The following is a 24,061-nucleotide window of genomic DNA, read 5'->3' as shown; positions in this document are numbered from 1 at the left end:
GCGCCGCTATTCCCCGGTGAGCAGTTGTTCGTCGTCAGGTCCTGGGGGCTTGGCGCCATTACGGCGGCGGTCGGCCAACACCCAGCTGCCATCGTACAACTGCAAGGGGAACGATTCGTTCCTGTTCTGGCGTCGTTCGACAAACCCTTCGGCTGGATCGTCAGTGGCCCTGCGCCGGCGCTCGATGCCCATCAGGTCGAAGATCGCGCGGGCCAGTTCGGCCAACGGGAACGGCTTGAACAGGACATGACTGACGCCAAGTTCGGCAGCTCGCTCACGGACTTCGGCAGTCGGGTGAGCGGTGATCAGCACGAAATGGCACTGCCTGTTCTTGCGCACGGTCTCCAGGAGTTGAAACCCCACCATGTCAGGCAAGCGGTAATCCAGCACAATCACCTCCGGTGCCAGGCTTTGAGCCTGCTCGATACCGCTGGCACCGTCGTGGGCGACGTGAACTTCCAGGCCTTGCGCCTGCAGGTACGCTTGCAGGTTTTGCGCAAGGGTCTGTTCGTCATCGACTACCAATACTTTCTTCACCAAGGTCGACTCCCAAATACTGCCCGGTTACCCGGGTTGCGAAGTGCGGCCTCGACAAGGCTAGAGCAGGCTTCGTGCCAGGCATGAATTGTCTTCTCGCACCAATGTAAGTCTTTGATCCCACTGGGTTGCAGCACACCCCACGACGCAGGCGCAGGCCTTGTTCCCCACATCCGGGGAAACTGATGGCACTTTGCCAAAGCGCTATTCCCCAGCTTTGGGGAAACCCGTTCAAGGGCGTCAGTCAGCGATCTCCACTGTAGCGGATTCGCGCAAACGTTGGCGCACGGATTGGCGCGCCTGCGCCTGCAACTGGCCGATGAGCGCAGCCTTGGCCAGTTGCAGGGCTGGTTCGGGTATGACCAATGCACTAACACTTTGGTTCTGCGCTCCTTGCAGGATTTGCCGGTTGGCCTGGTAAAACGCCGCAACTTCGGCCTGGCTGGGTTCGTCTACCGCGCTGAGCTGAGCGTACACCCGCTGCGCGGCCAGCTCGCGGCGCATGTAATCAGCGTACTCTGCGCGATCGAATCCTGCATCTGCCAGGCGCCTTGCGAACAGTGCCGGGCTGGCGAAGGCTGCTTCGACTTCGCTGACTTGCGCTGATACCTGCTCATCACTGATGTGAATACCCTGGCGCTGGGCTTCCTGCCAGAGCAATTCCTTGTCGATTAGTTCATCCAGTGCTTGCTCGCGCAGGCGCTTGTACAGCGTCGGATTACGAATGCTGGCCACTGCCCTGCCCTGTGCCTGCAGATATTCGGAAAAATAGCGCTCAAGGCGCAGCTGGTCGATAGTCACGCCGTTGACCCGCGCAGCGGGTACGTCGGCCCAGCTCGCCTTGGCGGCCACCAGCAGCAGGCACAGCAACAGGAATCGCATGAGCACCTCCGTTCAAGGGCTGTCCGGCAACGGCCGGTACGGTGCGACGGCGCTGAAGCGCGGCCCGGGCAGCGCCACCGCGACGACATGGGCGCCAGCCATACCCTGGCGCCTGCCGGGGCCGAAGCCCAGCGCCGGGGTCAGGCCGGTATCGACATCGTGCAGGCGCTCCAGGGCGCCCACCAGCCGTTCGCGGCTGGCATCGCGCCCCATCTGCTTCAGGGCTTCCGTCAGCAGTTTGAGGGCACACAGGGTGTTGACCTGCAGCGACGCCTGGCGTGGGTCGAGACCCTGGCGCTGTTGCAGGCCAGCCAGGCTCGCCATGCCCTGCTCGGTCCAGTCATCGGGCAAGAACGGATAGGCCAGGAACAGCCGTTGCGACCACTGCGCTGGCAAGCTGGCCACCGCTACCGCCACCTGGCTGGAGGCGGCGAGCAGGTATGGCGCACGCCCTTCGGCGTGCAGCGCCTGGGCTAGCGCGGCGAAGGCCTGGGCGCGGCCGACGAAGACGATACCCTGGCCATCGACGGCCTGGCCGTCGAAGGCCAGGATCGGTGCGGGCGTCCAGCCTTGCTGGAGCAGGCGTTGGCGCACCTGCTCGGCCAATGCCGCCTGATCGTTGCCGGCATACACCACGCGCAAGCCATCTGGCGGCAAGCCGAGGGCGCCCTTGGCATGGGCTGCCAGGCTCAGCAACTGGCTGGCGACACCCGGCAGCGGGTCGAAAATCAGAGGGCTGCCGCCGCTGCGTGGCGTGCTGCCGATCAGCGGCACGCCCCGTTGTTCGAGCAGTGTCGGCAGTTGCTGATCGAGCATGGGCACCAGCGGGGTGATCAAGGCGAACACCTGCTCCTGGTCCAGCAGGCGCTGCAAGGCGTGCTCGGCACTGGCCGGGTCGGTGTCAGCATCGGCGACCACCAGCTCCAGGCGTCGCCCATGAATGCCGCCCTGCTGGTTGATCTGAGCCAGGCCATCCTCCAGCACGGCACGTACCACATGCCCGGCTTCAGCCAGTGGGCCACGGGCCGGGAGCAAGGTGCCCAGGCGCAGCACGCCTGCTTCCACCCCGGGGTCACGTTCATCGCCCAGGCGTTTGAGGTAAGCCGTGAGGTTGCGCTGGTCAGCCAGGGTCAATTCGAAGCGCGGCATGGCGGGGTCCAGTCGCTGCCCCGCGGGGTCGACGCCGTGCTGGATCGCGCGGGCCAGCGTGCCGTCGCGGTAGGCCGGGTAGCGGCGACCGTTGCTTTGTCGCTCGCCCTGCCCGAGCGCCAGGCGTTGCCAGTCGAGGCTGGGTGGGCGTACCCCGCCTTCGGCGCGCCCACGCCCGTCAAGCCCGTGGCAGCTGGCGCAGGGCAGCACGCTGGCGGGCACGCTCATGTCGCTGGCACCGACCCGAGCCATCAGCTGTGCGTCGCTGCTCGAGACCCCTTGCCGATAGAGGCGCTTGCCGGCCTGTTCATTGGCGGTAAGTTCCAGCGCACATGCTGAGCCGCCAATTACCCCAAAAAGGACGAATCCCAGAAGAAAGCGGGCCTTTGCAGGAGCGGCCTTGCGTCGCGAAAGGGTCGCGCAGCGGCCCCAGTGACCCAGCACCCATGCATGAATGGCCGGGGCTGCTTTGCAGCCCTTTCGCGACACAAGGCCGCTCCTACAAGAATTGCGCAATTCCATGGCGGCTATCGCCCAGCCAACGGTTGCGCCAGCAGCTGCATGCGCTGGGCGATGGCCGCAGGCGGTGCATCCGGGCGGATCTTGCTCCAGCGCTTACCGGCCACGTCACCGGCAATCAGCTGCGTCGAATGCTGCTCGGGGCTGGGCAGGAACTGGCCGATGCGCCCCAGCACCAGGTCGACATCAGCCTTGTCGCCGGTGAGGAACAGCCAGTTGGCGCTGTCCACGCCTTGCTTCTCGGCAAAGGCCTTGAGCGCTGCCGGGGTGTCGTTGAGCGGGTCGCTGCTGATCGACACGAAGGTCACCTGGCTGGCCAGCGCTGGCCCCATGGCGTCGCGCACCTCACGCAGCTTGCGGGTGATCAGCGGGCAGGCGTCGGTGCAGCGGGTGAATATCACGTTGAGCATGACCACTTTGTCTTTGAGCACATCGCTGTAGAAGCGCAGCTCGCGGCCGTTCTGGTCCTTGAGCACGGTGTCGGTGAACCACGCCTGCGCATCGCGGGTGCCTCCACCGCTGGTCATGGCCGACGGTGCCGGTTGCGGGCTGGGCCCCTGTGGCCCATGGCCCTCATGGGCAAACGCTACCGCGCTGAGGATCCACAGCACGGCCACCAGGGCCAGCCAGTCAGTGCTGCGCATCGTGGTGTGGCGGGTTGTGCTGCTCATGGCTGCACCTCACTGCGTTCGGCGATGGCGGTGCTCTTGGCGTGGACGCGACGAGCACTCAGGCGGTTGATTTCCTCGACCAGCACGGCCGGGTCGGTGAAGCCGTAGTAGCGGGTCCAGTGGCCCGTGCGGCCGTCACCCACCAGAATCAGCGGCGGATGCTGGCTGAGGTCGGCACTGAAGCTGCCGAGGCCCTTGAGGGTTTCGGTGACTGCATACTGCGAGCCGGTCAGCCAGCTCCAGCCCGGGCCATGCTGGAAGGCTTTGGCGTAGCCCTGCAGGCGCTTGGCGTCGTCACGTTGCGGGTCGACGCTGATCGACACCAGCTGGATCTCCTCGCCCACCCGCCCCCCCAGCTGTTGCTGGACCTTGCCCATGATCGACGACACCACCGGGCACACCGTGGTGCAGCTGGTGTAGATGAAGCCCATGATCACCAGGCGCTCGCCCACCAGGTCGTGCTCCAGGCGCACCGGCATGCCGTCCTGGTTGAGCAGCGGAACGTCGGCAAAGCGCACGCTGGCCTTTTCCTGGTGGGCCATCGGCGGCGGCCCGGCGTGGCCTTCGTGGTCATGGCCGGCATGGGCCAGTGCCAGGTTGCTGGCCAATGCCAGGCTCAGGGCAAGCAGCTGGAAAGAATGCTTGGCGTTCATCGCACATGCCTCACTTCGGTCTGGGAAGCAGTAGCCGCTGCGGCTGGCAGCACGCGCAGGCTGGTGTAGTTTTCTTCGGCGAACGAGCGCCCAAGCGATGGCGATTGCACATGCAGGTACCAGGCGCCGGCTTCGGGCAAGGTCAACGCCGCCTGGTACACGCCCTCACCCACCTCTTCGAGCGGCAGGTTGCGCGGCAGCGAAGACGGCGCCAGGAAGTAGCGCAGGGTCAGGTCGCCCAGGCCCAGCCGTGGCCGACCGTCGTCGCCGACGATGCGTACCTTGGCGGTGAATTCCGTTTGCTGCGCCATGGGCTGGTCGAGGCCGATGAACTCGGCATGCGCCCCCCGGCGCTTGCTTGCCGCTGGCGCCGCGGCCACCTCGGTGCTGAAACAGTGGATGATCTGCGGCTGGTTGAGCAGGAAGGCCACATCGAACCTGCCTGCCGCCGGCATCTTCACCGTCGAGCCATACACGCCGGGTGCCAGCTCACGCAGGCTGCGGTCGATGACCAGGGTCGCGCGGGCCTGGTGACCACGGTTGTTGTAGCCAGACATCGGGGCGTTCATGCCCTCGGCGTAGAAGTAGGTGGTGTTGTCCACCGGGTTGACCACGAATACCGAATTGTCGTCACGCGACACCGCCAACCCTTGGGCCAGTGGCAGGTCGCCGGCCTGGCGGGGCGCCGCGGGGCCGGCTTCGAAACCCTGCACGATCGGCTGGCGCCCTTCGCCCAGGCTGCTGAGGTTGATCATGCTGACCTTGGGCGAGGCCAGGCCGCGGATGTAGGCATAGCCTTTGGTGAAGGTCAGCTGGTACGGTTCGGCCGCCACCGGAACCCGATGGATCAGCTTGTCGGTACTGGCATCGATCACCAGCGCCTGGTTGTCCAGGGTGTTGAGCACGATGCCATAGCGGCCATCAGCGCTGAAGCGCATCGGCCCGAGGCCTTGCTCGGCCTTGACGATGTGGCGCAACTGATGGCTGCTGGCATCGATCACCCGCACCGTGCCCTCTTCGCCGTCGGTGACGTAGACCGCCTGGGACAAAGCCGAGTAGGCCACCGACAGCGGGTGCGGGCCGACCTCCAGGGTTTTCACCAGGCGCATCTGGGGGATGTCGATGATGCTCAGCGTGCCGCCGTCGCGGTTGCTGACAAAGGCGTAGCGTGAGTCGGCGCTGAAGGCGATTTCGTGGTGCCCGGAGCCGGTGGCGAATGACTTCAGGGTGCTGCGCGCGGGAACGTCGATTACCGTGACCCCGCCTTTGGCCGGGTCGCTGCTGTTGTTGCCGACCCACAGCCGGTGCTGGTCCGGCTGCAGGGCCACGCGGACCGGTGACTCACCGGCCTCCAGGGTGGACACGCGGGTGAAGGTCTCGGTATCGATGACTGCCACCTGGCCACGCTCCGGCATCGACACGAAGACCTGCTTGTCGTCGCTGGTGGCCGTCCAGTCCATGGGCCGGCCCGGCAGGTCGATGCGCGCCAGGGTACTGGTGATGCCGCCCACCGACACGGTCGGATCGATCACGGTCAGGCTGGCGTCCTTGTTCAGCACCAGCAGAAAGTAGCTGTTCAGGTCGAGCAACGGGCGTGCACCGATGCTGCTCTTGAGGAACAAAGCAACACGGGCCTTACAGCTCTGGTCGCGGTTGCCGCCTTCTGCCGGTGCCGACTGTGCCGGGTCGATCCAGGCCCCCGGCGCCATGCCCGACAGCGGCTGGCCGCTGGCCTGGTCGGTGACTTTGAAGCGGATGTTGGCAAACGCGCCTTCACGCACGTCGCCGCCGGCCAAGGGGCGCGCCTCGAACTCCACCGTCACGCCGTCGCGGCTGAGCCGGTGCAGCGCCTGTGGGTCGTCAGGCTCCTGCAGCAGCTCGCGCGGGTCGCACCAGAGCTTTTCATACGCCACCCCCAGGCCGATCAGCGCCGCACCCAGCATCACCCCCAGTACTGCAGGCCGAGTCTTCTTGTTCTTGTACATGCTCGCGCTCCCCTACCCTTACTGGCTCGCCGCAGTTGCCGGCGGCGCATCGTTGGTCACCCGCAGGATGCCCCACAGCCCCGAGAGGTTGCCGTAGGCGGCATAGTCGCGGAACAGATAGTCGCCGGGCACTGCGTTGGCGCCACCGGCACTGGGCAGCATGAAGCTGAAGTGCGCGGCCGGCAGCACGCTTTCCTGGGCGCCGATGTACATGCTCATCGGGTTGTTGGCAAAGCGCACCGAGCCGATACCAGGCAGGTTCATCGGGTAGCCATCAGAGTCGTTCTTTTCGGCCTGGTATGCATGCAGCGGCCAGACATGCCCATCCAGCTGGTAGACCATGCCGCGGCTGCCACCGCTGGGCATGACGATGTGGTTGCGCACCGGCTGGCCCGGCCTGGCGTACAGCACCGGGGTCAGCGGGTCGCCACCGACCAGGGCATTGGCGTAGGCCATGTGGGCGTTGGGCACATCGGCGAAGCCCAGGCCGTTGGCGTGGCCGAATGGCGAATTCGGGGCCATGCCGAAGCGCAGCCACAGCGGTTCGGTGCGGTAGTTGACGGCCATGTTGCCGTTATCCTGCGGGTCGCCCGCCGCACCATTACCTTCGGCGTTGATGCCTTCCACCGGGCGACCATCGGCCCAGCGCATGTTCAGCGCACGCTGCCAGACCGTGACGAAGTCGCGGTAGTCCGGCTGGCCGGTGACCTTTACCGTGGCCTGGGCGCGAGTGGCCGTGTCTTCGCTCCAGGTGGCGGTCTGCGGCAGGACACTCATGGCACCGACCAGGCCCTTCTGCGGTTGCTTGATGAAGTCCGACGGGGTCAGGTTGAGGCCGCCGAACTCGATCGCCGTGGTGTTGATGTTGTCCACCGTGCGGCCCAGTTGCAGTACCGGCTTGCCTTCACGCTCCAGGTGGCCGGCGTAGTACTGGTACACCTTGCTCGGGTAGGCGCCACTGTTGCCGACCCGGGGCGGTACGGTCTGCACCGGGTTGAGACCAACGTTGGCACCATCGGACTTGGTGATGTCGTAGGCCAGCAACTGGGCGTGCAGGCCGACATGGCTGGACGGGCGCATCAGGTTGTTGGCAAAGGCGGTGGCGCCTTCGCTGTCGAACCGGTCACGCTTGACCACGTTGTGCATCACCGCGGTGCTGGGCAAGTCCGGCATCACCTCGGGCAAGCGGTTCTCCAGGGTGATGCTGATGCAATCGCCAGCGTTGGCCCGCAGGATCAGCGGCTCCACAGGTACGCCGGCTTTCAGCTTGCCGGTGATGGCATCGAGGTCGGCCTTGCGCACGTACAGGATGGCCGTCGGGTCGTGCAGCGGCGCACTGTGGCCACCGATGCTGAACGGCATGCCGTCCTCGGGATCGACACCGCTTACCAGCGGGATGCTGGTCTTGCGATTGTTGAACACCAGGGTGCCGCCGTTGGCCTTCAGCGGCCCGCCGACATGCTGGCCGATACCGGCGATATCGTTGATGGCGACGCCGTTGCGGTTGTCGAGGATGTCGTTGGCCAGCGCGGCGACGATCTCGTAGCTGCGCTTGACGGTGGCGCGGGTACCAATGCCATTGGGGTTGGCCGTGGTTTTCGGGCAGATACCGTCGAAATTGACGGTGTTGCGCATGGCCACCGGCTGCGGGTTGTTCGGCAGCGGGAACAGGTCGGCACGCTGGGCGGTGTAGTTGCGCATGATGCCCCAGATGCCGTTCCAGTAGCCTTCCAGCGCTGCGTCCAGCGAATACAGGTAGTCACCGTTGGTGGCGGCGGAACTGGAAATCATCGACACCGGTGCCAGGAAGCCAAGCTGCTCGGATATGCCGATCATCTGCGATGACTTCCAGCCCGAGTTGGAGCTGTTGCCGAAGCCGGAGCCATTCTGCAGCCATTTCACGCCGTGCAGCGTCACGTTGTGCTCCTCTTCATGGCCGCCGGCATGCATGCGCAGGCGCACATTGTCGCCGCTGTAGGTGCGCAGCATCGGCGTGAACGGGTCGCCCGGCTCGCTACCACCGCGGTTGATGTGCGGTGGGAATAGCGTGGTGCCACCGGTTGGGCCGACCGCCGAGGTGATCGCCGAAGGCGCCAGGTTCATCGCCGGGATGGCACGGTCGGTGCGGGTCTGCAGCGCGTAGCTGAGGTCACCGCCAAGGCCCTCGGCCTGCATGCCGCGCTTGCCGTCCGGGCCGACCTTGTTCGGGTCGAACACGCGCAGGGCCAGCGGTTCGTTACGGTAGTTGACGACGAACATGCCAGGGTCATCCACCGAGATCGCCTGCGGGCATGGCCGGCTTGGGCAGCCCGGATTGATGCCGCCACGTTCTTCGACGATGGCTTCCAGCAGGTTCGACGCCTTGCCGCGTACCGGCGGGTTGATGGCGTAACGGAAGCTGTCGGCAGTGGCCGGGAACGACTGGGCATTGGGGATGCCATCCGGGCCGGCACCAACATATACCCCCGCCTCGTAGGCATGCTGGAAGTCGCTGTACTCGAGGAAGAACTCGCGGTAGCTGTCGTTCTTGCCGTCACCGTCGTTGTCGCCGGTGTGGATCACCGCTTGCCACGAAGTCGGGCCGCCATCCTGGCGGGTGGCCGGGTTGTACAGCTTCTCGCCAGTCTCGGCGTGGTACCAGGTGGAACCGGCCGGCTCGGCCAGCACGGTGGCGTACAGCCCGAGTTGCTGGTGGGTCGATGGGCCGAGGTGGTCGTGGGTGAAGATGGTGCCCAAGCCACGGTCGACGTTGAACACGTTGACCAGCGGGTCGGCGAACCAGCGCTGCATGGCGGTGCGCGCGCCCAGCCAGTCGGCCCGGCCGAAGCGGCCGAAGTACGGATGCTGCTTGGCTTTCGGGCAGGCAGCGGTGCCGTCGCGGGGGTCACCCTCGGTGCAGTTGTTGAAGGCACGGATGGCATGCACGCGCTCGACCACACTGCCGGGCGAGAGGATGCCATCTTCGTAGTTCCAGCCGTTGGCCGAACCGTCGGCAGCGGTCAGGTCCCACTTGGGCAGGTGGATGTGCTGGCCGATGACATCGGTCGGGGTGCGCACCTGGTAGTCGTCCATTTCATAGAACGACGGGATCAGGTTGGTGTGCTGGTACATGGTGCAGTCGAAGGTGTTCATGCGCATCACCAGTGGCTCTGGCGGGCGCTGCTTGGTGATCACTGGCCAGGCGTCTTCCCACAGGGCGATGATGCGCGCCTGCGGGAAGTGGTAGCCGACCTTGTTGTACACCGCGTCGAACTGGATGTTGGCGCCCTTGTAGATGCGCGGGCGATCGGCAGTGAAGGCAGACGCGCCACGGAAGTTGATGCCGCTCAGGCTTTCGCCGCTGAAGAATTCGCCCGCGCCCGAAGACTGGGTCAGGCGTTTGCCACGGTCATCCATGCACGGTTCATAGAATGGGGCGCCTGCGGTCGGCAGCGCGCCGTTGGTGCGGAAGGCCTTGGGCACCGGTTGGCTGCCAGGGACCAGCGCGTAGCTGGGGTGCTCGGCTGTGGCATGGAACTGCATGGCGGCCTGCTCGACGTCGGTACCCTCTTCCGGCAGGTAGATCGGCCTGGCCCGGTGCACCACCTTGGAAAAATCCAGTTTGGTGGTGGTGGTAACGGCTTCGCCGCCAGCGGATACACCGTCCAGCGCATGGCGCCCGAGTCCACCGTCCCAGCCATCGACCTGGTTGGGGTCGAGGTTGGCCCACAAGGCTTTGCCGCTGTCCTTGAGCTGCCGGGCCAGGGCCGGGTCGAGCATGTCCAGTGGCGGGGTTGGCGGGCGGTTGCCGACGCTGCTTTCCATGCCGCCGATCCAGAACGGGTAGCCCGGGTTCTTCAGCGTACCGTCGGCATTGCGGTTGGCCTCGCTGCGGTCGACCAGGGCCAGCGAGCCGATCGCCTTGGCAGCGCCAGGCTGCTGGGCGTGGTCGTCATCACCTTCGCTTTCAGGGTGGTCATCGTTGTTGGCGACCATCTGCCCGGCAGCGAGCTTGGGCACCACCACCACCTTGCCAGGCATCGGCGCCATGGCCTTTCCTGGCAACGGCACAATGGCCGGGATTGGCGTGCCGGCAACGATCTCGCCATCTGGCAGTGCCCGGGCGCCCGCCGCTGGCTTGCCGCTGCGCAGTGCGAACGGAGTGCTGTGAAAACCGTTCTCGCCCTGCCCGCTGACATCCAGCCGGGTGCCTTCCTCGAAAACGTCATGCACCCGCCACATGGCCCACATGCCTTGGGCGAAATGCGGGTAGAAATGGCAATGATAGATGGCATCGCCGGCCACCCGGTTGCGGTTGCCCGAGCCACCGTTGGCGATCTCATAGGTGTAGCCGACGCCGGCACCGATACCCTGGGCATCGATGTAGTCGGAATTGTCGTCGTTGGGGTTGAACAGCCACTGATGCCCGTGCAAGTGGAAGATGTGCTGCTCGTGACCGTTGTGGGTGTTGCGGAACTTGGTGAAGTCACCAATGTAGCTGTGGTGCACGTTGGCCGGCTCCGCCGGGTACAGGGCCATGCTGGCCTTGACCCCGGTGGCGCTTGCCGGCGGCACTTCGCCGGGGCGGATATGTTCGAGGCCGACGTTGGCCGGCACATCGACCAGGGTGCCGATATCGCCCACGGTGTGCGCACTGAGGAAGAACTCTTCGTAGGCGCACGACAGGCAGTCATGCATCGGTCCCACGCCCAGGCGGTTGGCGACCACCTCGGCGCCCATGCCACCGGAGCCATAGTTGATCATGAACGCGTCGCGCGCCGGTTCCAGTACATGCCCCATCACCGGGTCTGCCCAGTAACCAGGGAAGGCCTGGGTGCCGGCCACCTCATCGGCGAACTGCGAGGCGAAGTCGCGAAACGCCTCGAGCCGGTTGGGCAGCGCCGGGTTGCGCTTGCCGATGCTTTCCAGTGGGTAGGTGGACTTGGGGAAACTGCCATCAGGGTTGGGGCCCATGACGATGGCGTCGGTTTCGCTGCTGAGGATCTGGTTGCCGTCGATCATCGCGATGATCGGCTTGCCGGCCTTGCCCTCGGTGATCCAAGGCTCGCGCTGTGGATAGCGGGCCTCATAGTCGATCACCGGCTGGCCAGCGGCGGTGCGGCCGGTGGTGGCCAGGCGCATTTCTTCTTCGGTCAGGGTGTTGCGGTAGGTTCGCCCGCCTTTGGGGACCACCACCACCTGGCCGAACAGGCCGTTGGCGACATTGCCGGCAGCCCCTTCGCCGCCAAAGGTGGCGGCTTTGCTGGTAGCGGCGAACGCCCCTTCGCGTTCGGCAAACAAGGTGTAGCTGCGGGTGCTGCCGGGGCTGACCAGGAAGTTGCCGTTACGGCCGGTGTTGGCAGAGATGTCGGCGATGCTGTTGACCGCCTGCATGCCGTTGACCTGAAAGCCGACCATGCGCTCGGCGACTTGCTCGTCGGCGACGAAGCCTTCGGCAGCTGGGTCTTTCGACAGTTCGAGGCCTTCGACTTGTTCCGCCTCGATGCCATGCTTGTTGGGGTTGGCCCGGTAGTCGAGCAGGTTGGTGAGGTTGACCGTGAGGCAGTCGCCGGCGGCCACGCGCAGCACGATCGGCCGTGGTCGCTTGTCTGGCCGCAGGGTGACCTTGCCCGGCACTGCGGCACCGCCCCTGCTCAGCGGGACCTGGCGGTCATCCACCACATCCTCGCGCAGGGCGAAGATCATGCCGTTGGCGTTCTGCGCACCCAGGCGGTTGAACATCAGCGGCTGGTCCAGGGCTACCACGTTGGCCACCAGGGTGCGTTGGCACTGCCCGGCAGCCTCGCTCTCGCTGGTCGCTTCCCAGCCAAACAAGGCCAAGACAAGTGATGTCAGGACGGGGCCTTTGGACGAGATCGACATGCTGCACCTCCGGGACGCAGGAACACTGCATAGGGGGCAGCAAGGTGTGTGCCACAAGGAAATAACTTGCTATTTCAGTAAGTTAGCAATGGAAAAGGACCAATTTGGGGAGGATCCCCCATGGAAATTCCCCGAATCGGGGGGATGATATGCATTGTCGTTTCGGTGAAATGCAGGGCAAGAGGAACTGGCAACTGCCGTTCTGGGCCGTGCTGTTTCCTACAACCTTTTGCCTGGCTATCTGCTGGTACGTCATCTGCCGCCTCTTCAATGTACGAGCAGCACCTGCGCCACCCGAAGCGTTTGAAGAAGTACCTGTTCAATCCACCAGGCTTGAACGCAGATGATCCACTGCAAAGCGGCTGACTGACGAGGCGCCGGGCCACGCGGCCCTTCGTCGGCCCACTGCAGAAAAAACCGTGAAACCCCATGAAACAAGTTGAACATACAGCTCCGGTAAGCTTCCAAAAGATGATACGTGCCATCCTTTTGCCAGGAGCCTGCCGCCAATGCCTACCCAGTCTTCCCTTCCGTGCCAGCGCCCAGGAGCCCTGCGGCCATGAAGATGCCCGGCCGTGCGCCCAATTCCAGCCTGCAACTCGACTACGTCCGTGACACCCTGTTCGGCCCGGTCGCCCTGAGCGTGGAATGCCAGTGCCAGCTCGCCCCTCTCAATCTGCAGGGCCGCCCTGGCCTGCGACTGCATATCTGTCCACCCTTGCCAGACAAGGTCGAGCGCGCCCACAGCGTGGCGTTCGTGTGGGACGGGCGCAGCTATCACGGCGTGGTCCGCGATCAAGGCAAATGCGGCGATGGCGGCCTGAACCTGCTGCTGGAACTACAATAAGCCGATCAACGGCCAGATGTCAGGCTGAACCTGATACAAGCGGCGGATCTCCATAACTACAAGGCTTGCCTTCTGGAGATCGCCATGAACAGCCCGTTGCTCAAGCTCTTCACTCGCCCCTCCGACGCCTGGATTGACATCCGCCGCGCCGAAGAGGACCACCCGCAACAATACCTGCCGCGCCTGCTTGCGCTGGCGCTGGTCCCTGCCCTGTGCCTGTTCGTGGGTACCACCACCTTCGGCTGGAGCCTGGCCGCCGAAGACCGTGTGCGCCTGAGCATGGCCAGCGCCGCGCAACTGGCCGGGCTGCTGTATGCCACCACGGTGGTCGGGGTGATGCTGATGGGGGTGATGATCCGTTGGATGTCGCGCGGCTTCGATGCGCAACCGACGCTCAACCAATGCATCGGCTTTGCCGCCTACTGCGCAACGCCCTGGTTCTTCGCCGGCGCCGTTGGGCTGGTGCCGATCCGCTGGCTGGCACTGCTGGCGCTGGTCGCCGCGTCTGCCTATGCCACGGTATTGCTGTACGGCGGCTTGCAGACCTTCCTGCGCCTGCGCAAAGAGCAGGCCATGCTGTTTGCCAGCTGCGTATGGGGGGTGGGGTTGCTGTTGCTGGTGACCATCCTGGTTTCGATGATCCTGTTCTGGAGCCACGGGCTGATGCCTGAATACGTGCGCCCGGCCAGCCTCGGCTGACCGGTACGCATCGGCTGCTCAGGCGATGGCCCTGAATGCCGCCGGGTGGCTGTCCCGCAGGGTGTGCAACTGACCGACAAGATTCACCAGGTCGCGACAACTGTTCAAGCTCTGCAATGAGACCCCGGAGAGGGTCACGCCCTCCTCCAGGCTTTGCCCCTGACCCAGGCGAATGGTCAGGGTGGTGCCGTCCGGGCAGCTGACTTCGCAGCGGTCGGGCAGGCAAGCCTGCTCGATGATCTGCCGCATTTCCAGCATCGAAACTCCTATCAACGACATAGTACGACCCTCTCTGTACTGGATGGCCTGTTGTGTGTGAGTACGCCTTTGGCAGGCAGGGTGCCAATTGATATTGCGCATGCCCAAGCGGCCGTCCATGCGCTGGGGCAATGATCGTGCGAGGAATCACTTAGCACCTTAGTGGAAGAACGATGATCGGCCTCGCCTGTTCGATCGAATGCTGGCACTTCACGACAGGCGGTCGCTGAACGGACTATTTGTCGCCCAGGGACGCCCATAGATGCTGCGCCGCATAAGCGCGCCAGGGGCGCCAGTCCTGGGCACGTTCGGCCAATTGGGCGTCGGGCCCTTCCAGCAGACGCAAGGCTTTGACCAGCGCTACATCGCCCAGCGGCAACGCATCAGCGGCGCCTGCCTGGCGCAGCGCCAGATACAGGGCGCTCCAGGGGCCAATGCCTTTCAGCCGGCAGAGGTTGGCCAACAGCGGCTCCAGGCCCTGGCCCTTTCGCAGCAGCTCTGGTTCTGCCAGCAGTGCCCGCGCCAATGTACCCAGGGTGGCAGCGCGTGCCCGGGGCATGCCCAGGTTTTCCAGGTCGGCGTTGGCGAGCACGTGCGGCGTCGGAAAGACATGGGTCAGGCCATCGGACGGCTGACGAAGTGGCTGGCCATGACGCGCCACCAGGCGCCCGGCCAGGGTCATGGCACCCGCCACGCTGATCTGCTGGCCAAGCACCGTGCGCATGGCTTGCTCGCAGGCGTCCCAGCCCTGAGGGACGCGCAAGCCCGGGCGGGCGGCGAGCAGCCTGGCCATCAAGGGGTCGCGACACAGTTCGGTGGCGATGCGTGTCGGGTTGGCGTCGAGGTCGAAGAAGCGGCGAATTCGGGCGATCAGGCTGGGGACAGCGGCGGCAGGCACGCCGCTGAGTTGGATAAACAGGCGATTGCCACTGGCGGGCCGGGCTTCGAGTACACCGTGTTTGCCAGCCACGGGGAAACTGCGGCGATAGGTGCCAGCGCTGAAGGTTTCGATGCCGGGGATGCAGCGCGCGGCCAGGAAGGCCTGGGTCGAAGGCCAATGGTAGGGCGTGGGGTAGCGCAGCCACAACGTGTGCTGGCCGAAGGCATTGAACGAGCGGTGAACGGCGTGCAGTCGGGACAGAGGCATCGCAGCATCATGCCAATATTTGCAGGGTTTGTACCGGCCTCTTCGCGGGCACGCCCGCTTCCACAGGTTCATCACTCACCTTCAGGCAGTGACAATCCTGTGGGAGCGGGCGTGCCCGCGAACAGGCCGGTACAGGCAATCAATGATCCAGGCCAGCCCCCTCGCCCGCCATCTGCCCAAAGCGCCCAGCGTGGAAATCATCGAACGACTCGGCAATCTCCGCCTGGCTGTTCATCACGAACGGACCATAACCCACGATAGGCTCATCGATCGGCTCACCGCTGAGCAGCAGCAGGCTGGTGCCTTCGAGCGCCTCGATCGCCACATCCTCACCACCGCGTTCCAGCAACACCAGGCTGGCCGGGCCGGCTTCGCGCTCGCCGTTGACCCGCACGGTACCGCGCAACACCACCAGAGCAGCATTGTGGCCGTCGACAATCGGCAGTTGCAGGCTGGCACCCTCTTTCAGGCGCAGGTCCCACACATCCATCGGGGTAAAGGTCCGCGCGGGGCCAGCATGCCCCTGATAGCCACCGGCGATGACCCGCAGGCTGCCGGCATCGCCTTCCAGTTGCACCACGGGAATATCCGTCGACAGCAGCGTCTGGTATCCGGCAGCCGCGCGCTTGTCACGCGCCGGCAGGTTGACCCACAGCTGCACCATCTCCAGCGAACCGCCACTGCGGGCAAATGCCGGTGAGTGGAACTCTTCATGGATGATGCCGTTGGCAGCGGTCATCCACTGCACGTCACCAGGGCCAATAAGGCCACCGGCACCGGTCGAGTCGCGGTGCTCCAGCTCGCCCTGATAGACGATGGTCACGGTCTCGAAACCACGGTGCGGGTGCTGGCCGACACCGCGTTGCGTGCTGGTCGGGCTGAAGTCGTACGGGCCGGCATAGTCCAGCAGCAGGAACGGGCTGATCTTGCTGGCCAGGTTGTCATAAGTGAACAGGCTGCGCACCGGGAAGCCATCACCCACCCAATGGGCGTGGGGACTGCGGTGGATACCCAGGATCTTTTTCATGAGAAGTCTCCTCTCTTGGCTGGGTTAACCTTACCAATGAGACCAATAAGCCGGTAGCCAGTTGAAATGGCACTCATCGTTCCACCAACAGAACAATCATTCTGCTTTCAGATAGCCCAGCACCTTTTGTGCAGCCATGGCCGGGTCTTCCTGCATGAAACAATGCCCGCCAGGCACCTGGCTGGCGCTGACTGCAGGGTTGAGGCGGGCCAGGCGCTGCACCGAATGCGGCACGAAGGGATAAGTGTGTTCGCCATGCAGCGCCAGCGTAGGCGTCTGGATGGAAACCAGTTGCGCCCACATGCGCGAAGGGAACGAGCTGAAAATCTCCACTTCGCGGCTGGGCCGGCATTTCAGCACCACCCCCTCGCCGCAGTCCCCGATTGCGTGCTCGACATACGCTTGCAGCGCCGCGTCGGTCCAGCCCTTGAAGATGCCACGCCCGTGCAGCGAGGCCCGCGCCGCGTCCCGGTCCGGCCAATGGCTGCGGCGGCTGGCGGCCTTGCGCGCCAAGGCATGCCGGCGGTGCAGGCCTACCAGCGCAGCGGCGCCCATCACGCCGATCATGCGCCGGCTGAACAGCACCGGATCGAGCAATACGGCGCGGGCAAACAAGCCCGGCTGGCTGGCCAGCATCAACCCGGTCAGCACGCCACCGAAGCTATGCCCCACGGCGTACCGGGGAACCTCGCCATATTCACCACGACCGGCCTCGAAGGCCTCTACCGCCAGCGCGGCGGTACGGTTCCAGCCGCGGAATTCACCGCCATGGTCGCTGTCACCATGGCCCTGGACATCACAGAGCCACAGATCGAAATGTTCGCTCAGGCTCAGCAGCAACGGCTGGTAGGCCAGGCAGCAGAAGCCGTTGCCGTGCAGGAAGTGCAGCAAGGGCTTGCCGCTGACTGGCGAGCGCCAGCCACGCAGGGTGAAGCCTTCGGAGCTGTCATGGGACCAGGGAATCAACTGCATCGGGTACTCAGAGGGTCATGAAAACGCCGATTCTACAAACAGCAGCGGGTAGAGTGATATCACCAGCAGCAAGGCCATCAGGACATTGAACAGCATCAGCCAGCGCGGGTTCTGCAGCAGGTTGCGCAGGGCGCTGCCGAACATCACCCAGACGCCGACGCTGGGCAGGTTGACCAGGGCGAACAGCGCGGCGATGACGATCACATTCATCACGTAACCCTGGGCGGGCGTGTAGGTAGTGATTGCCCCGACCGCCATCACCCAGGCCTTGGGGTTGACCCACTGGAATGCCGCCGCCCCCCAGAACCCCAACGGCTTGCGCGCGCTCGGCGAGTCAGCGCCGAGCGGCCCTGAGGTGGCGATCTTCCACGCCAGGTACAACAAGTAGGCCGCACCGGTGTAACGCAACACGGTGTACAGCACTGGCCAGGCCTTGAACACCTCACCCAGGCCCAGGCCCACCGCCAGCACCATGACCATGAAGCCGACGCTGATGCCCATGGCATGCGGGATCGAACGGCGCACGCCGAAGTTCACGCCCGAGGCCAGCAGCATGGTGTTGTTGGGCCCAGGAGTGATCGAGGACACGAAGGCAAACAGCACGAAGGCGGTCAGCAGGTCGGCAGAGGCAAGCATGGCAGGCATTCCAGAAGTATTGCAGGAGCTGTCACACTAACGGAGTCGCCTTACCCTGCGACCGGTACAGCTGCATTAAATTATGCACATACACCTTACTGTACCGTTCACCAAGCGCACCCTCAGCCAAGCACAAGGAAGCCCTGCATGAGCTTGACCATCCGCCCCGCCGTTCGCGCCGATGCCGCGCAGATTCTCGCCTACATCACCGAGCTGGCGGACTACGAGCGCGCCCGTCACCAAGTGGTCGCCACCCTGGCCGATATCGAGCAAAGCCTGTTCGATGAGGGCAGCACCGTGCACAGCCTGATCTGCGAGCGCGATGGCCAGGCCATCGGCTTTGCCGTGTACTTCTACAGCTACTCGACCTGGCAAGGCCGCAACGGCATTTACCTGGAAGACCTGTACATCACCCCTGAACAACGTGGCGGCGGCGCAGGTCGGGATGTGCTGCGGCACATCGCTCGCGAAGCCGTGGCCAAAGGTTGCGGACGCTTCGAGTGGAGCGTGCTGGACTGGAACGAGCCCGCGATCGGTTTTTACCAATCGCTGGGCGCCGAACCGCAAGCGGAGTGGGTACGCTATCGGCTGGAGGGCGACAGGCTGTTGCAGTTCGCCCAGGGCTGAGCTTCGGTCAGCACGTCAATCCTGACGCCAGACCGCTCCGGCAATGTCGACCCGCTTGGGCAACAGCCGGTTCTCGAAGAACAGCTGCGCAGTGCGCTGTTGCGCGGCGACGATTTCCTCGCTCACCGGTATCAACGGCGATGCCGGCCGATGGCTGAAACTGCGCCGTACCACCTCCTCCGGCAGCCCCATGAACTGCGCCAGTACACGGACGCTACCGGCCTCGTCAGTGCGCGTCAGCGCCTCAGCCTCGGAGATCTGCGCCAGCAAGCGCTTGATGAAATCGCCATTGGCTTCGACATAACCACGCGCTCCCAGCATGAATGGCCCGATCAATCCCAGCCCCTCGCCATCCGCCAGCAGCCGTGCCTTGCCTTCCAGATCGATGGCCGAATAGTACGGGTCCCAGATCGCCCAGGCATCGATGCTGCCACGCTCGAAGGCTGCCCTGGCGTCAGCGGGCGCCAGGTACACCGGTTGCACGTCGCGCATGCTCAAACCCACGCTGGCCAGGCTGCGCAACAGCAGGTTATGGGCGCTGGAGCCCTTCTGCAGCGCGACACGCTTGCCTTTTAGCTCAGCCACCGAAGTGATCGGGCTGCTTTTGGGTACCAGAATGACTTCGGCCTTCGGCTTTGCAGGTTCGGCGCCGATGTACAGCAGGTCTGCACCGGCGGCCTGGGCGAAGATCGGCGGAATGTCCCCGGTGGAACCTATATCGAGGCTGCCAATGTTCAGCGCTTCGAGCATCTGTGGCCCCGCCGGGAATTCGATCCATTGCACATGTGTACTGGCGAACCGCTGTTCCAGCAGCCGGTGCTGCTTGGCCAGCACCAGGCTGACAGAGCCTTTCTGATAGCCGATGCGCAGTGTCGCGGGGTCTGCGGCATGAACGGCACCCGCCAGCGCCAGCAGTACGAGCGCGGCAAAGCGTAGTACGCGCATGGCTCACTCCTTCCAGTCGGTCGAGGGCTTTTCCCACAGGTTGATCCCGCCTTCAACGGCATGGCGGTCGATTTCGGCGAGCTCTTCGAGGCTGAATGCCAGGTTGTCGAGTGCTGCGACATTCTCGGTGATCTGCTCGGGCCGGCTGGCACCGATCAGTGCCGAACTCACCCGCGGGTCGCGCAAGGTCCAGGCCAACGCCAGTTGCGCCAGGCTCTGCCCGCGGCGACGGGCAATCTCGTTGAGCGCACGGGCGCGGGCCAGGTTGGCCTCGGACAGGTGCTGCGGCAGCAGCGAGCCACCACCGGGGCGGTTGACCCGTGCATCAGCGGGAATGCCATTCAGGTACTTGTCGCTGAGCAGCCCCTGGGCCAATGCGGTGAACACGATTACACCGGCGCCCAACGCCTCGGTAGTGTCGAGCAAGTCCTGCTCGATCCAGCGATTGAACAGGTTGTACGAAGGCTGGTGAATCAGCAGCGGGACCTTCAACTCGGCCAGCAGCGCGGCGATCTCGCGGGTTTTGTTGGCGGAATAGGAAGAAATGCCGATGTACAGCGCTTTGCCCTGGCGCACGATATCGGCCAGGGCGATTGCGGTTTCCTCCAGCGGCGTTTCGGCATCGAAACGGTGCGAGTAGAAGATGTCCACATAGTCCAGCCCCAGACGCTTGAGGCTCTGGTCAAGGCTGGCGATCAGATACTTGCGTGAGCTGCCACCCTGGCCGTAAGGCCCCGCCCACATATCCCAGCCGGCTTTGCTGGAAATGATCAGTTCGTCCCGGTAGCTGCGCAGGTCTTCTCGCAGAAGGCGGCCGAAGTTGCGCTCGGCACTGCCATAAGGTGGGCCGTAATTGTTGGCCAGGTCGAAATGGGTGATGCCGGCATCGAAGGCCGTGCGCAGCAAGGCACGCTGGGTGTCGATCGGCGTCGCATCGCCGAAGTTGTGCCACAGGCCCAGGGACAGGGCCGGCAATACCAGGCCGCTGCGGCCGACGCGACGGTAGGGAATGCGCGCGTAGCGCTCAGGGTTGGCAATGTAGCTCATGGGTGACCTCACTCGGCAAAATAGGGATTGGCGGGCCGCTGCAGGCCCAAGTGCTCGCGCAGGGTGTGGCCCTGATACTGGCGCCGGAACAGGCCCCGGCGCTGCAACTCGGGCACCACCAGGCTGGCGAAGTCTTCGAGCCCCTGTGGCAGGTGCGGGACCAGCACATTGAAGCCGTCGGCCGCGTGGCCTTCGAACCAGGCCTGCAGCGCATCGGCGATCTGCATCGGCGTACCGATCAGGCTGAAGTGCCCTCGCCCGCCAGCGATGCGCCGTCCCAGCTCGGCGAGGGTCAACTGCTCCTGCCCCGCCAGTTCGGTCAGCAGTCGCTGGCGGCTGCGCTGGCCATCTTCAGTCAGTGGCAGTGCCGGTAGCGGGCCGTCCAGCGGGTAGCCGGACAGGTCGAAGTTGCCGAGCATGCGGCCGAGCAAGGCAACCCCTACACGGGGGTCGACCAAGTCCTGGAACTGCTGGTACTTGGCCTGGGCTTCGGCGGCACTGCGGCCGACCACGACGAACACGCCCGGCATGATCTTCAGTTCATCGTCGCGACGCCCGTAGCGGGCCAGGCGCCCCTTGAGGTCGGCATAAAACGCCTGGGCGCTGGCCAGGCTGGGCTGCGCGGTAAACACCACCTCGGCACTTTCGGCAGCCAGCTCGCGGCCAGCTTCGGATGACCCAGCCTGGACCAGCACCGGTCGGCCCTGGGGTGAGCGAGCCACATTGAGCGGACCGCGAACCCGAAAATGCGCACCCGCATGGTCGATGCTGCGCACGGCCTGCGGCCGGTGAAACTCGCCGCTGGCCTTGTCCCGGACGAAGGCGTCATCCGCCCAGCTGTCCCACAAGCCCTGCACAACCTGCTGGAACTCGCGGGCCCGGGCGTAACGCTCGGCATGGGGAATATGCGCATCGCGGCCGAAGTTGCCGGCCTCGGCGGCGGCGTCGGATGTCACCAGGTTCCAGCCGGCACGGCCGCCCGAGAGATGATCGAGCGAGGCGTACTTGCGTGCCACATGGTAGGGCTCGTTGTAACTGGTGGTGGCCGTGGCGATCAGGCCAATGCGCTCGGTCACCATGCTCAGCGCCGAGAGCAGGGTCAAGGGCTCGAAATACACCGACCGGGCGCTGCGACTGGCCAATGCATCACTGGCGGCGGCAACGCTGTCGGCAACGAATAGCGCGTCGAAGCAGGCCGCTTCAGCGATTTGCGCAGTGCGCCGGTAGCTGGCGAAGTCCAGCGGGTCGGCGGGCACATCCGGGTGACGCCAGGCGGCGACATGGTGGCCGGTGGCCATGAGAAAGGCCCCAAGGCTCATTTGACGACTCATGCTCTGTCTCCTTGCAGTGCTCGCACAGTCAGAAATCCTTGCGCAGTTGAACGCCGAAGTAACGCCCGTCATCACGCGGCACGGCCCGGTAGATATAGTCGCCGCCACTGGCCAGCATCTGCGCGTAGGACTTGTCACCCAGGTTTTTGCCCAGCAACGCCACGCGCCAGCCGTCGTTGTAGTCGGCCAGGGCGATGCTGGCGTTCCAGATGCCATAAGCGCCCTGCACGGTGTCCGGGTTCTGGTCCAGGCTGAACTGCACCGAGTCCTGCCAGCTGTAGTCGCTGGCCAGTTCCACATCCAGGCCGTTCTCCAGCGGGATCACGTAGTCGGCGCGCACATAGGTCTTCCAGTCCGGCGTGAACGGCAGGCGGCCGCCGTCGATGTTGCAATTGGCCGCCGCCCCGACCGGGCAGTTGAAATGATCGACCCGCGCCTTGGTGTAGGCCGCAGCGGCGGAGAACTTCAGCTGACGAGTAGCCTGGAAGCTGGCATCGAGCTCGACGCCCTGGGTCTTGACCTTGCCGGCGTTGACCAGCCGGGTCACCACCTGGTTGGCCACGGTGTCGAAGAAGTTGGCCTGGTAGTTATCGTAATCGGTGTGGAACACCGCCAGGTTGGCCATCAGGCGGTTATCCAGCGCGGTGCCTTTCAGGCCGACCTCGTAAGCGTCGGATGTTTCCGGCTTGAGCGCCTGGGTATCACGCGGTTGCATGTTGAAGAACACGTTGTACGCCGGCCCCTTGTAGCCGCGCGAATAGGTGACGTAGCCGGTGAGGTTGTCGTTGAAGTCGTACTGCAGGCCGGTACGGCCACTCCAGCCGTCTTCGTCCACCGAGCCGGAACTGGCGGTCGACGGCTGGATGCCGGTGACCGCCGTGGCTGAAGTCGATACGCGACGGTGGTCGTACTCCAGGTCATCATGGGTCCAGCGCAAGCCGAAGATGGCGCGCAAATCGTCGGTGAAGTTGAAGGTGTTTTCACCAAACAGCGCGACGCTGTCGTTGGTCGTCGAGTAATCCGCCCTGCCCGTATTGGCCACCCCGCCGTTGACCGAAAGCCGCTGATAGGTCTCGTTGGAGGTGCCGTGCATGTAGAAGGCGCCCAGCACGTACTCATTGAACTGCCCCTTGGGCGACGTCAGGCGAAACTCCTGGCTGTACTGGTCATAGTCCACGGTGCCTTTGTCATGGGAAGCCGTGACCGGCAATAAAGCGCGGCGGTCACCATCCTGGTACTGGGTGTTGTCCCAGCCACGCCAGGCGCTGATGGAGGTCAGCGTGTAGTCGCCCAGCTGCCAATCGAGCTGTGCCGACAGGCCCTGGTTCTCGTCTTCGACGTGGGTCTTGAAGTCACTGTTGATGTCGCGGTTGTGCGCACTCGGCGTAACCGGGCGCAGCTGGTTGGCGATGGCCGTGCTGGCACTGGTGATCACCCCGCTGGGCAAGCTGTCCTCGCCTTTCATGTAGTCGGCGATCAGTGTCAGGCGCAGCTCATCGCTGGGCTCGAACTCCAGCTTGCCTCGGGCGCCCTTGCGTTGGTAGCCATTGACGTCGTGGCCATTGGCGACATTTTCCACATTGCCGTCGTAGTCGCCCCACAAGGTGCTCAACGAGCCTTTGAACTGCTCGTTCAGGCGGCCACCGATGCCGAAGCGCAGGCGGTTTTCGTCGCCACCGCCGAAGTGCGAATAATCCACGTAGCCTTGTGTCTGTTCAGGGATGGCCTTGCTGACCACGTTCAGCACGCCCGCCGAAGCATTCTTGCCAAACAGCGTACCCTGCGGGCCGCGCAGCACTTCGATACGCTCCAGGTCGAGCAGGTCGAGGGTGGACTGACCGGGGCGGCCGAACACGACGCCATCGACCACGGTCGCCACGGTCGGCTCGACGCCGGGCGAGGTGGAAATGGTCCCCACACCGCGAATGAACAACGAGGTGTCCTTGTTCGACGCGCCGGCGCGGTAATTGAGCGTGGGTACCTGCTGAACGATGCTGGCGACGTTGTTGCGATTGTCACGTTCGAGCTGTTCGCCATCGACCACCGAAACGGCCACCGGCACCTCCTGCAAGGTCGACTCGCGGCGGGTGGCGGTCACGGTCACCGCGTCCAGCGACGTGGCCTGCGGCGCGGGTTCGGCCGCTTGCGTGGGTTGGCCGATGGCAGCCAGCAATACAGCGGCGGCCAGTGGTTGGCGTTGCTTGAACGGGATTGCCTTGCGGTGTTTGTGCATGATGCGACTGCCTTGAAAGACCAGACCATGGCCC

At 64.7% G+C, this 24,061-nt stretch carries 19 protein-coding genes; 3 read left to right on the top strand and 16 right to left on the bottom strand.

Features of this window, described 5'->3' with window-relative positions:
• Nucleotides 1-6 precede the first annotated feature (6 nt).
• The 7 genes from CQW31_RS05505 to mnxG all read right to left on the bottom strand — a co-directional run bounded on the left by CQW31_RS05505 (nucleotide 7) and on the right by mnxG (nucleotide 12,258).
• Nucleotides 7-540 (bottom strand): response regulator, encoded by a 534-nt coding sequence (locus CQW31_RS05505; protein ID WP_054885282.1) that lies wholly within the window; start codon nucleotides 538-540, stop codon nucleotides 7-9.
• 237 nt (nucleotides 541-777) lie between these two features.
• Entirely contained in the window at nucleotides 778-1,419 is a 642-nt protein-coding gene (locus tag CQW31_RS05500) for a SurA N-terminal domain-containing protein (protein WP_054885283.1), read from the bottom strand.
• 12 nt (nucleotides 1,420-1,431) lie between these two features.
• Entirely contained in the window at nucleotides 1,432-2,796 is a 1,365-nt protein-coding gene (locus CQW31_RS05495) for an ABC transporter substrate-binding protein (protein WP_256587348.1), read from the bottom strand.
• A gap of 299 nt (nucleotides 2,797-3,095) precedes the next feature.
• Complete coding sequence (locus CQW31_RS05490) at nucleotides 3,096-3,731, bottom strand: SCO family protein (RefSeq protein ID WP_371858367.1); 636 nt, start codon at nucleotides 3,729-3,731, stop codon at nucleotides 3,096-3,098.
• Between the two features lie 23 nt (nucleotides 3,732-3,754).
• Nucleotides 3,755-4,411, bottom strand: a complete 657-nt coding sequence (locus CQW31_RS05485) for an SCO family protein (RefSeq protein WP_054885286.1) — start codon at nucleotides 4,409-4,411, stop codon at nucleotides 3,755-3,757.
• Nucleotides 4,408-6,396, bottom strand: a complete 1,989-nt coding sequence (locus tag CQW31_RS05480; protein WP_099813994.1) for a cytochrome D1 domain-containing protein — start codon at nucleotides 6,394-6,396, stop codon at nucleotides 4,408-4,410. The genes CQW31_RS05485 and CQW31_RS05480 overlap by 4 nt, the downstream gene beginning before the upstream one ends.
• Nucleotides 6,397-6,414: 18 nt before the next feature.
• On the bottom strand, nucleotides 6,415-12,258 hold the full coding sequence (gene mnxG / locus CQW31_RS05475) for a manganese-oxidizing multicopper oxidase MnxG (RefSeq protein ID WP_099813993.1): 5,844 nt from the start codon (nucleotides 12,256-12,258) through the stop codon (nucleotides 6,415-6,417).
• A 559-nt stretch (nucleotides 12,259-12,817) separates the two neighbouring features.
• On the opposite strand from mnxG, the gene CQW31_RS05465 reads away from it, so the two are divergent.
• Both CQW31_RS05465 and CQW31_RS05460 read left to right on the top strand, forming a co-directional pair.
• Nucleotides 12,818-13,105 carry a hypothetical protein gene (locus tag CQW31_RS05465; protein ID WP_054885289.1) on the top strand — a complete coding sequence of 96 codons (288 nt, stop codon included), beginning with the start codon at nucleotides 12,818-12,820 and terminating at the stop codon, nucleotides 13,103-13,105.
• An 84-nt stretch (nucleotides 13,106-13,189) separates the two neighbouring features.
• Nucleotides 13,190-13,804 carry a Yip1 family protein gene (locus CQW31_RS05460; RefSeq protein ID WP_099813992.1) on the top strand — a complete coding sequence of 205 codons (615 nt, stop codon included), beginning with the start codon at nucleotides 13,190-13,192 and terminating at the stop codon, nucleotides 13,802-13,804.
• Between the two features lie 18 nt (nucleotides 13,805-13,822).
• Here the strand turns inward: CQW31_RS05460 and CQW31_RS05455 are convergent, their stop codons facing one another.
• The 5 genes from CQW31_RS05455 to CQW31_RS05435 all read right to left on the bottom strand — a co-directional run bounded on the left by CQW31_RS05455 (nucleotide 13,823) and on the right by CQW31_RS05435 (nucleotide 17,853).
• Entirely contained in the window at nucleotides 13,823-14,083 is a 261-nt protein-coding gene (locus tag CQW31_RS05455; RefSeq protein ID WP_099814104.1) for a DUF1652 domain-containing protein, read from the bottom strand.
• A gap of 214 nt (nucleotides 14,084-14,297) precedes the next feature.
• On the bottom strand, nucleotides 14,298-15,209 hold the full coding sequence (locus CQW31_RS05450) for a DNA-3-methyladenine glycosylase (protein WP_082433565.1): 912 nt from the start codon (nucleotides 15,207-15,209) through the stop codon (nucleotides 14,298-14,300).
• A gap of 139 nt (nucleotides 15,210-15,348) precedes the next feature.
• A complete protein-coding gene (locus tag CQW31_RS05445) occupies nucleotides 15,349-16,236 on the bottom strand; it encodes a pirin family protein (protein ID WP_099813991.1) in 888 nt (295 codons plus the stop codon).
• A gap of 96 nt (nucleotides 16,237-16,332) precedes the next feature.
• A complete protein-coding gene (locus CQW31_RS05440) occupies nucleotides 16,333-17,208 on the bottom strand; it encodes an alpha/beta fold hydrolase (RefSeq protein ID WP_054885293.1) in 876 nt (291 codons plus the stop codon).
• A 15-nt stretch (nucleotides 17,209-17,223) separates the two neighbouring features.
• The gene (locus CQW31_RS05435) at nucleotides 17,224-17,853 is read right to left on the bottom strand and encodes a LysE family translocator (protein ID WP_054885294.1); all 630 of its coding nucleotides are present in this window, start codon (nucleotides 17,851-17,853) and stop codon (nucleotides 17,224-17,226) included.
• A 138-nt stretch (nucleotides 17,854-17,991) separates the two neighbouring features.
• Here CQW31_RS05435 and CQW31_RS05430 point away from each other — a divergent pair, with 138 nt between their 5' ends.
• A complete protein-coding gene (locus tag CQW31_RS05430; RefSeq protein ID WP_099813990.1) occupies nucleotides 17,992-18,471 on the top strand; it encodes a GNAT family N-acetyltransferase in 480 nt (159 codons plus the stop codon).
• A 15-nt stretch (nucleotides 18,472-18,486) separates the two neighbouring features.
• Here CQW31_RS05430 and CQW31_RS05425 read toward each other — a convergent pair whose 3' ends face one another.
• From CQW31_RS05425 to CQW31_RS05410, 4 genes are read right to left on the bottom strand one after another with little or no spacing between them, the layout of a single operon-like run.
• Entirely contained in the window at nucleotides 18,487-19,416 is a 930-nt protein-coding gene (locus CQW31_RS05425; RefSeq protein WP_099813989.1) for an aliphatic sulfonate ABC transporter substrate-binding protein, read from the bottom strand.
• 3 nt (nucleotides 19,417-19,419) lie between these two features.
• A complete protein-coding gene (gene mgrA / locus CQW31_RS05420) occupies nucleotides 19,420-20,463 on the bottom strand; it encodes an L-glyceraldehyde 3-phosphate reductase (protein WP_099813988.1) in 1,044 nt (347 codons plus the stop codon).
• 8 nt (nucleotides 20,464-20,471) lie between these two features.
• Nucleotides 20,472-21,794, bottom strand: a complete 1,323-nt coding sequence (locus CQW31_RS05415; protein WP_099813987.1) for an LLM class flavin-dependent oxidoreductase — start codon at nucleotides 21,792-21,794, stop codon at nucleotides 20,472-20,474.
• Between the two features lie 28 nt (nucleotides 21,795-21,822).
• Nucleotides 21,823-24,027 (bottom strand): TonB-dependent receptor, encoded by a 2,205-nt coding sequence (locus tag CQW31_RS05410; RefSeq protein WP_082433567.1) that lies wholly within the window; start codon nucleotides 24,025-24,027, stop codon nucleotides 21,823-21,825.
• Between the last annotated feature and the right edge of the window lie 34 nt (nucleotides 24,028-24,061).

It is taken from the genome of Pseudomonas sp. 382, assembly GCF_002759075.1.
Lineage (GTDB): Bacteria > Pseudomonadota > Gammaproteobacteria > Pseudomonadales > Pseudomonadaceae > Aquipseudomonas > Aquipseudomonas vlassakiae.
This window is presented reverse-complemented; position numbering and strand designations above follow the sequence as displayed.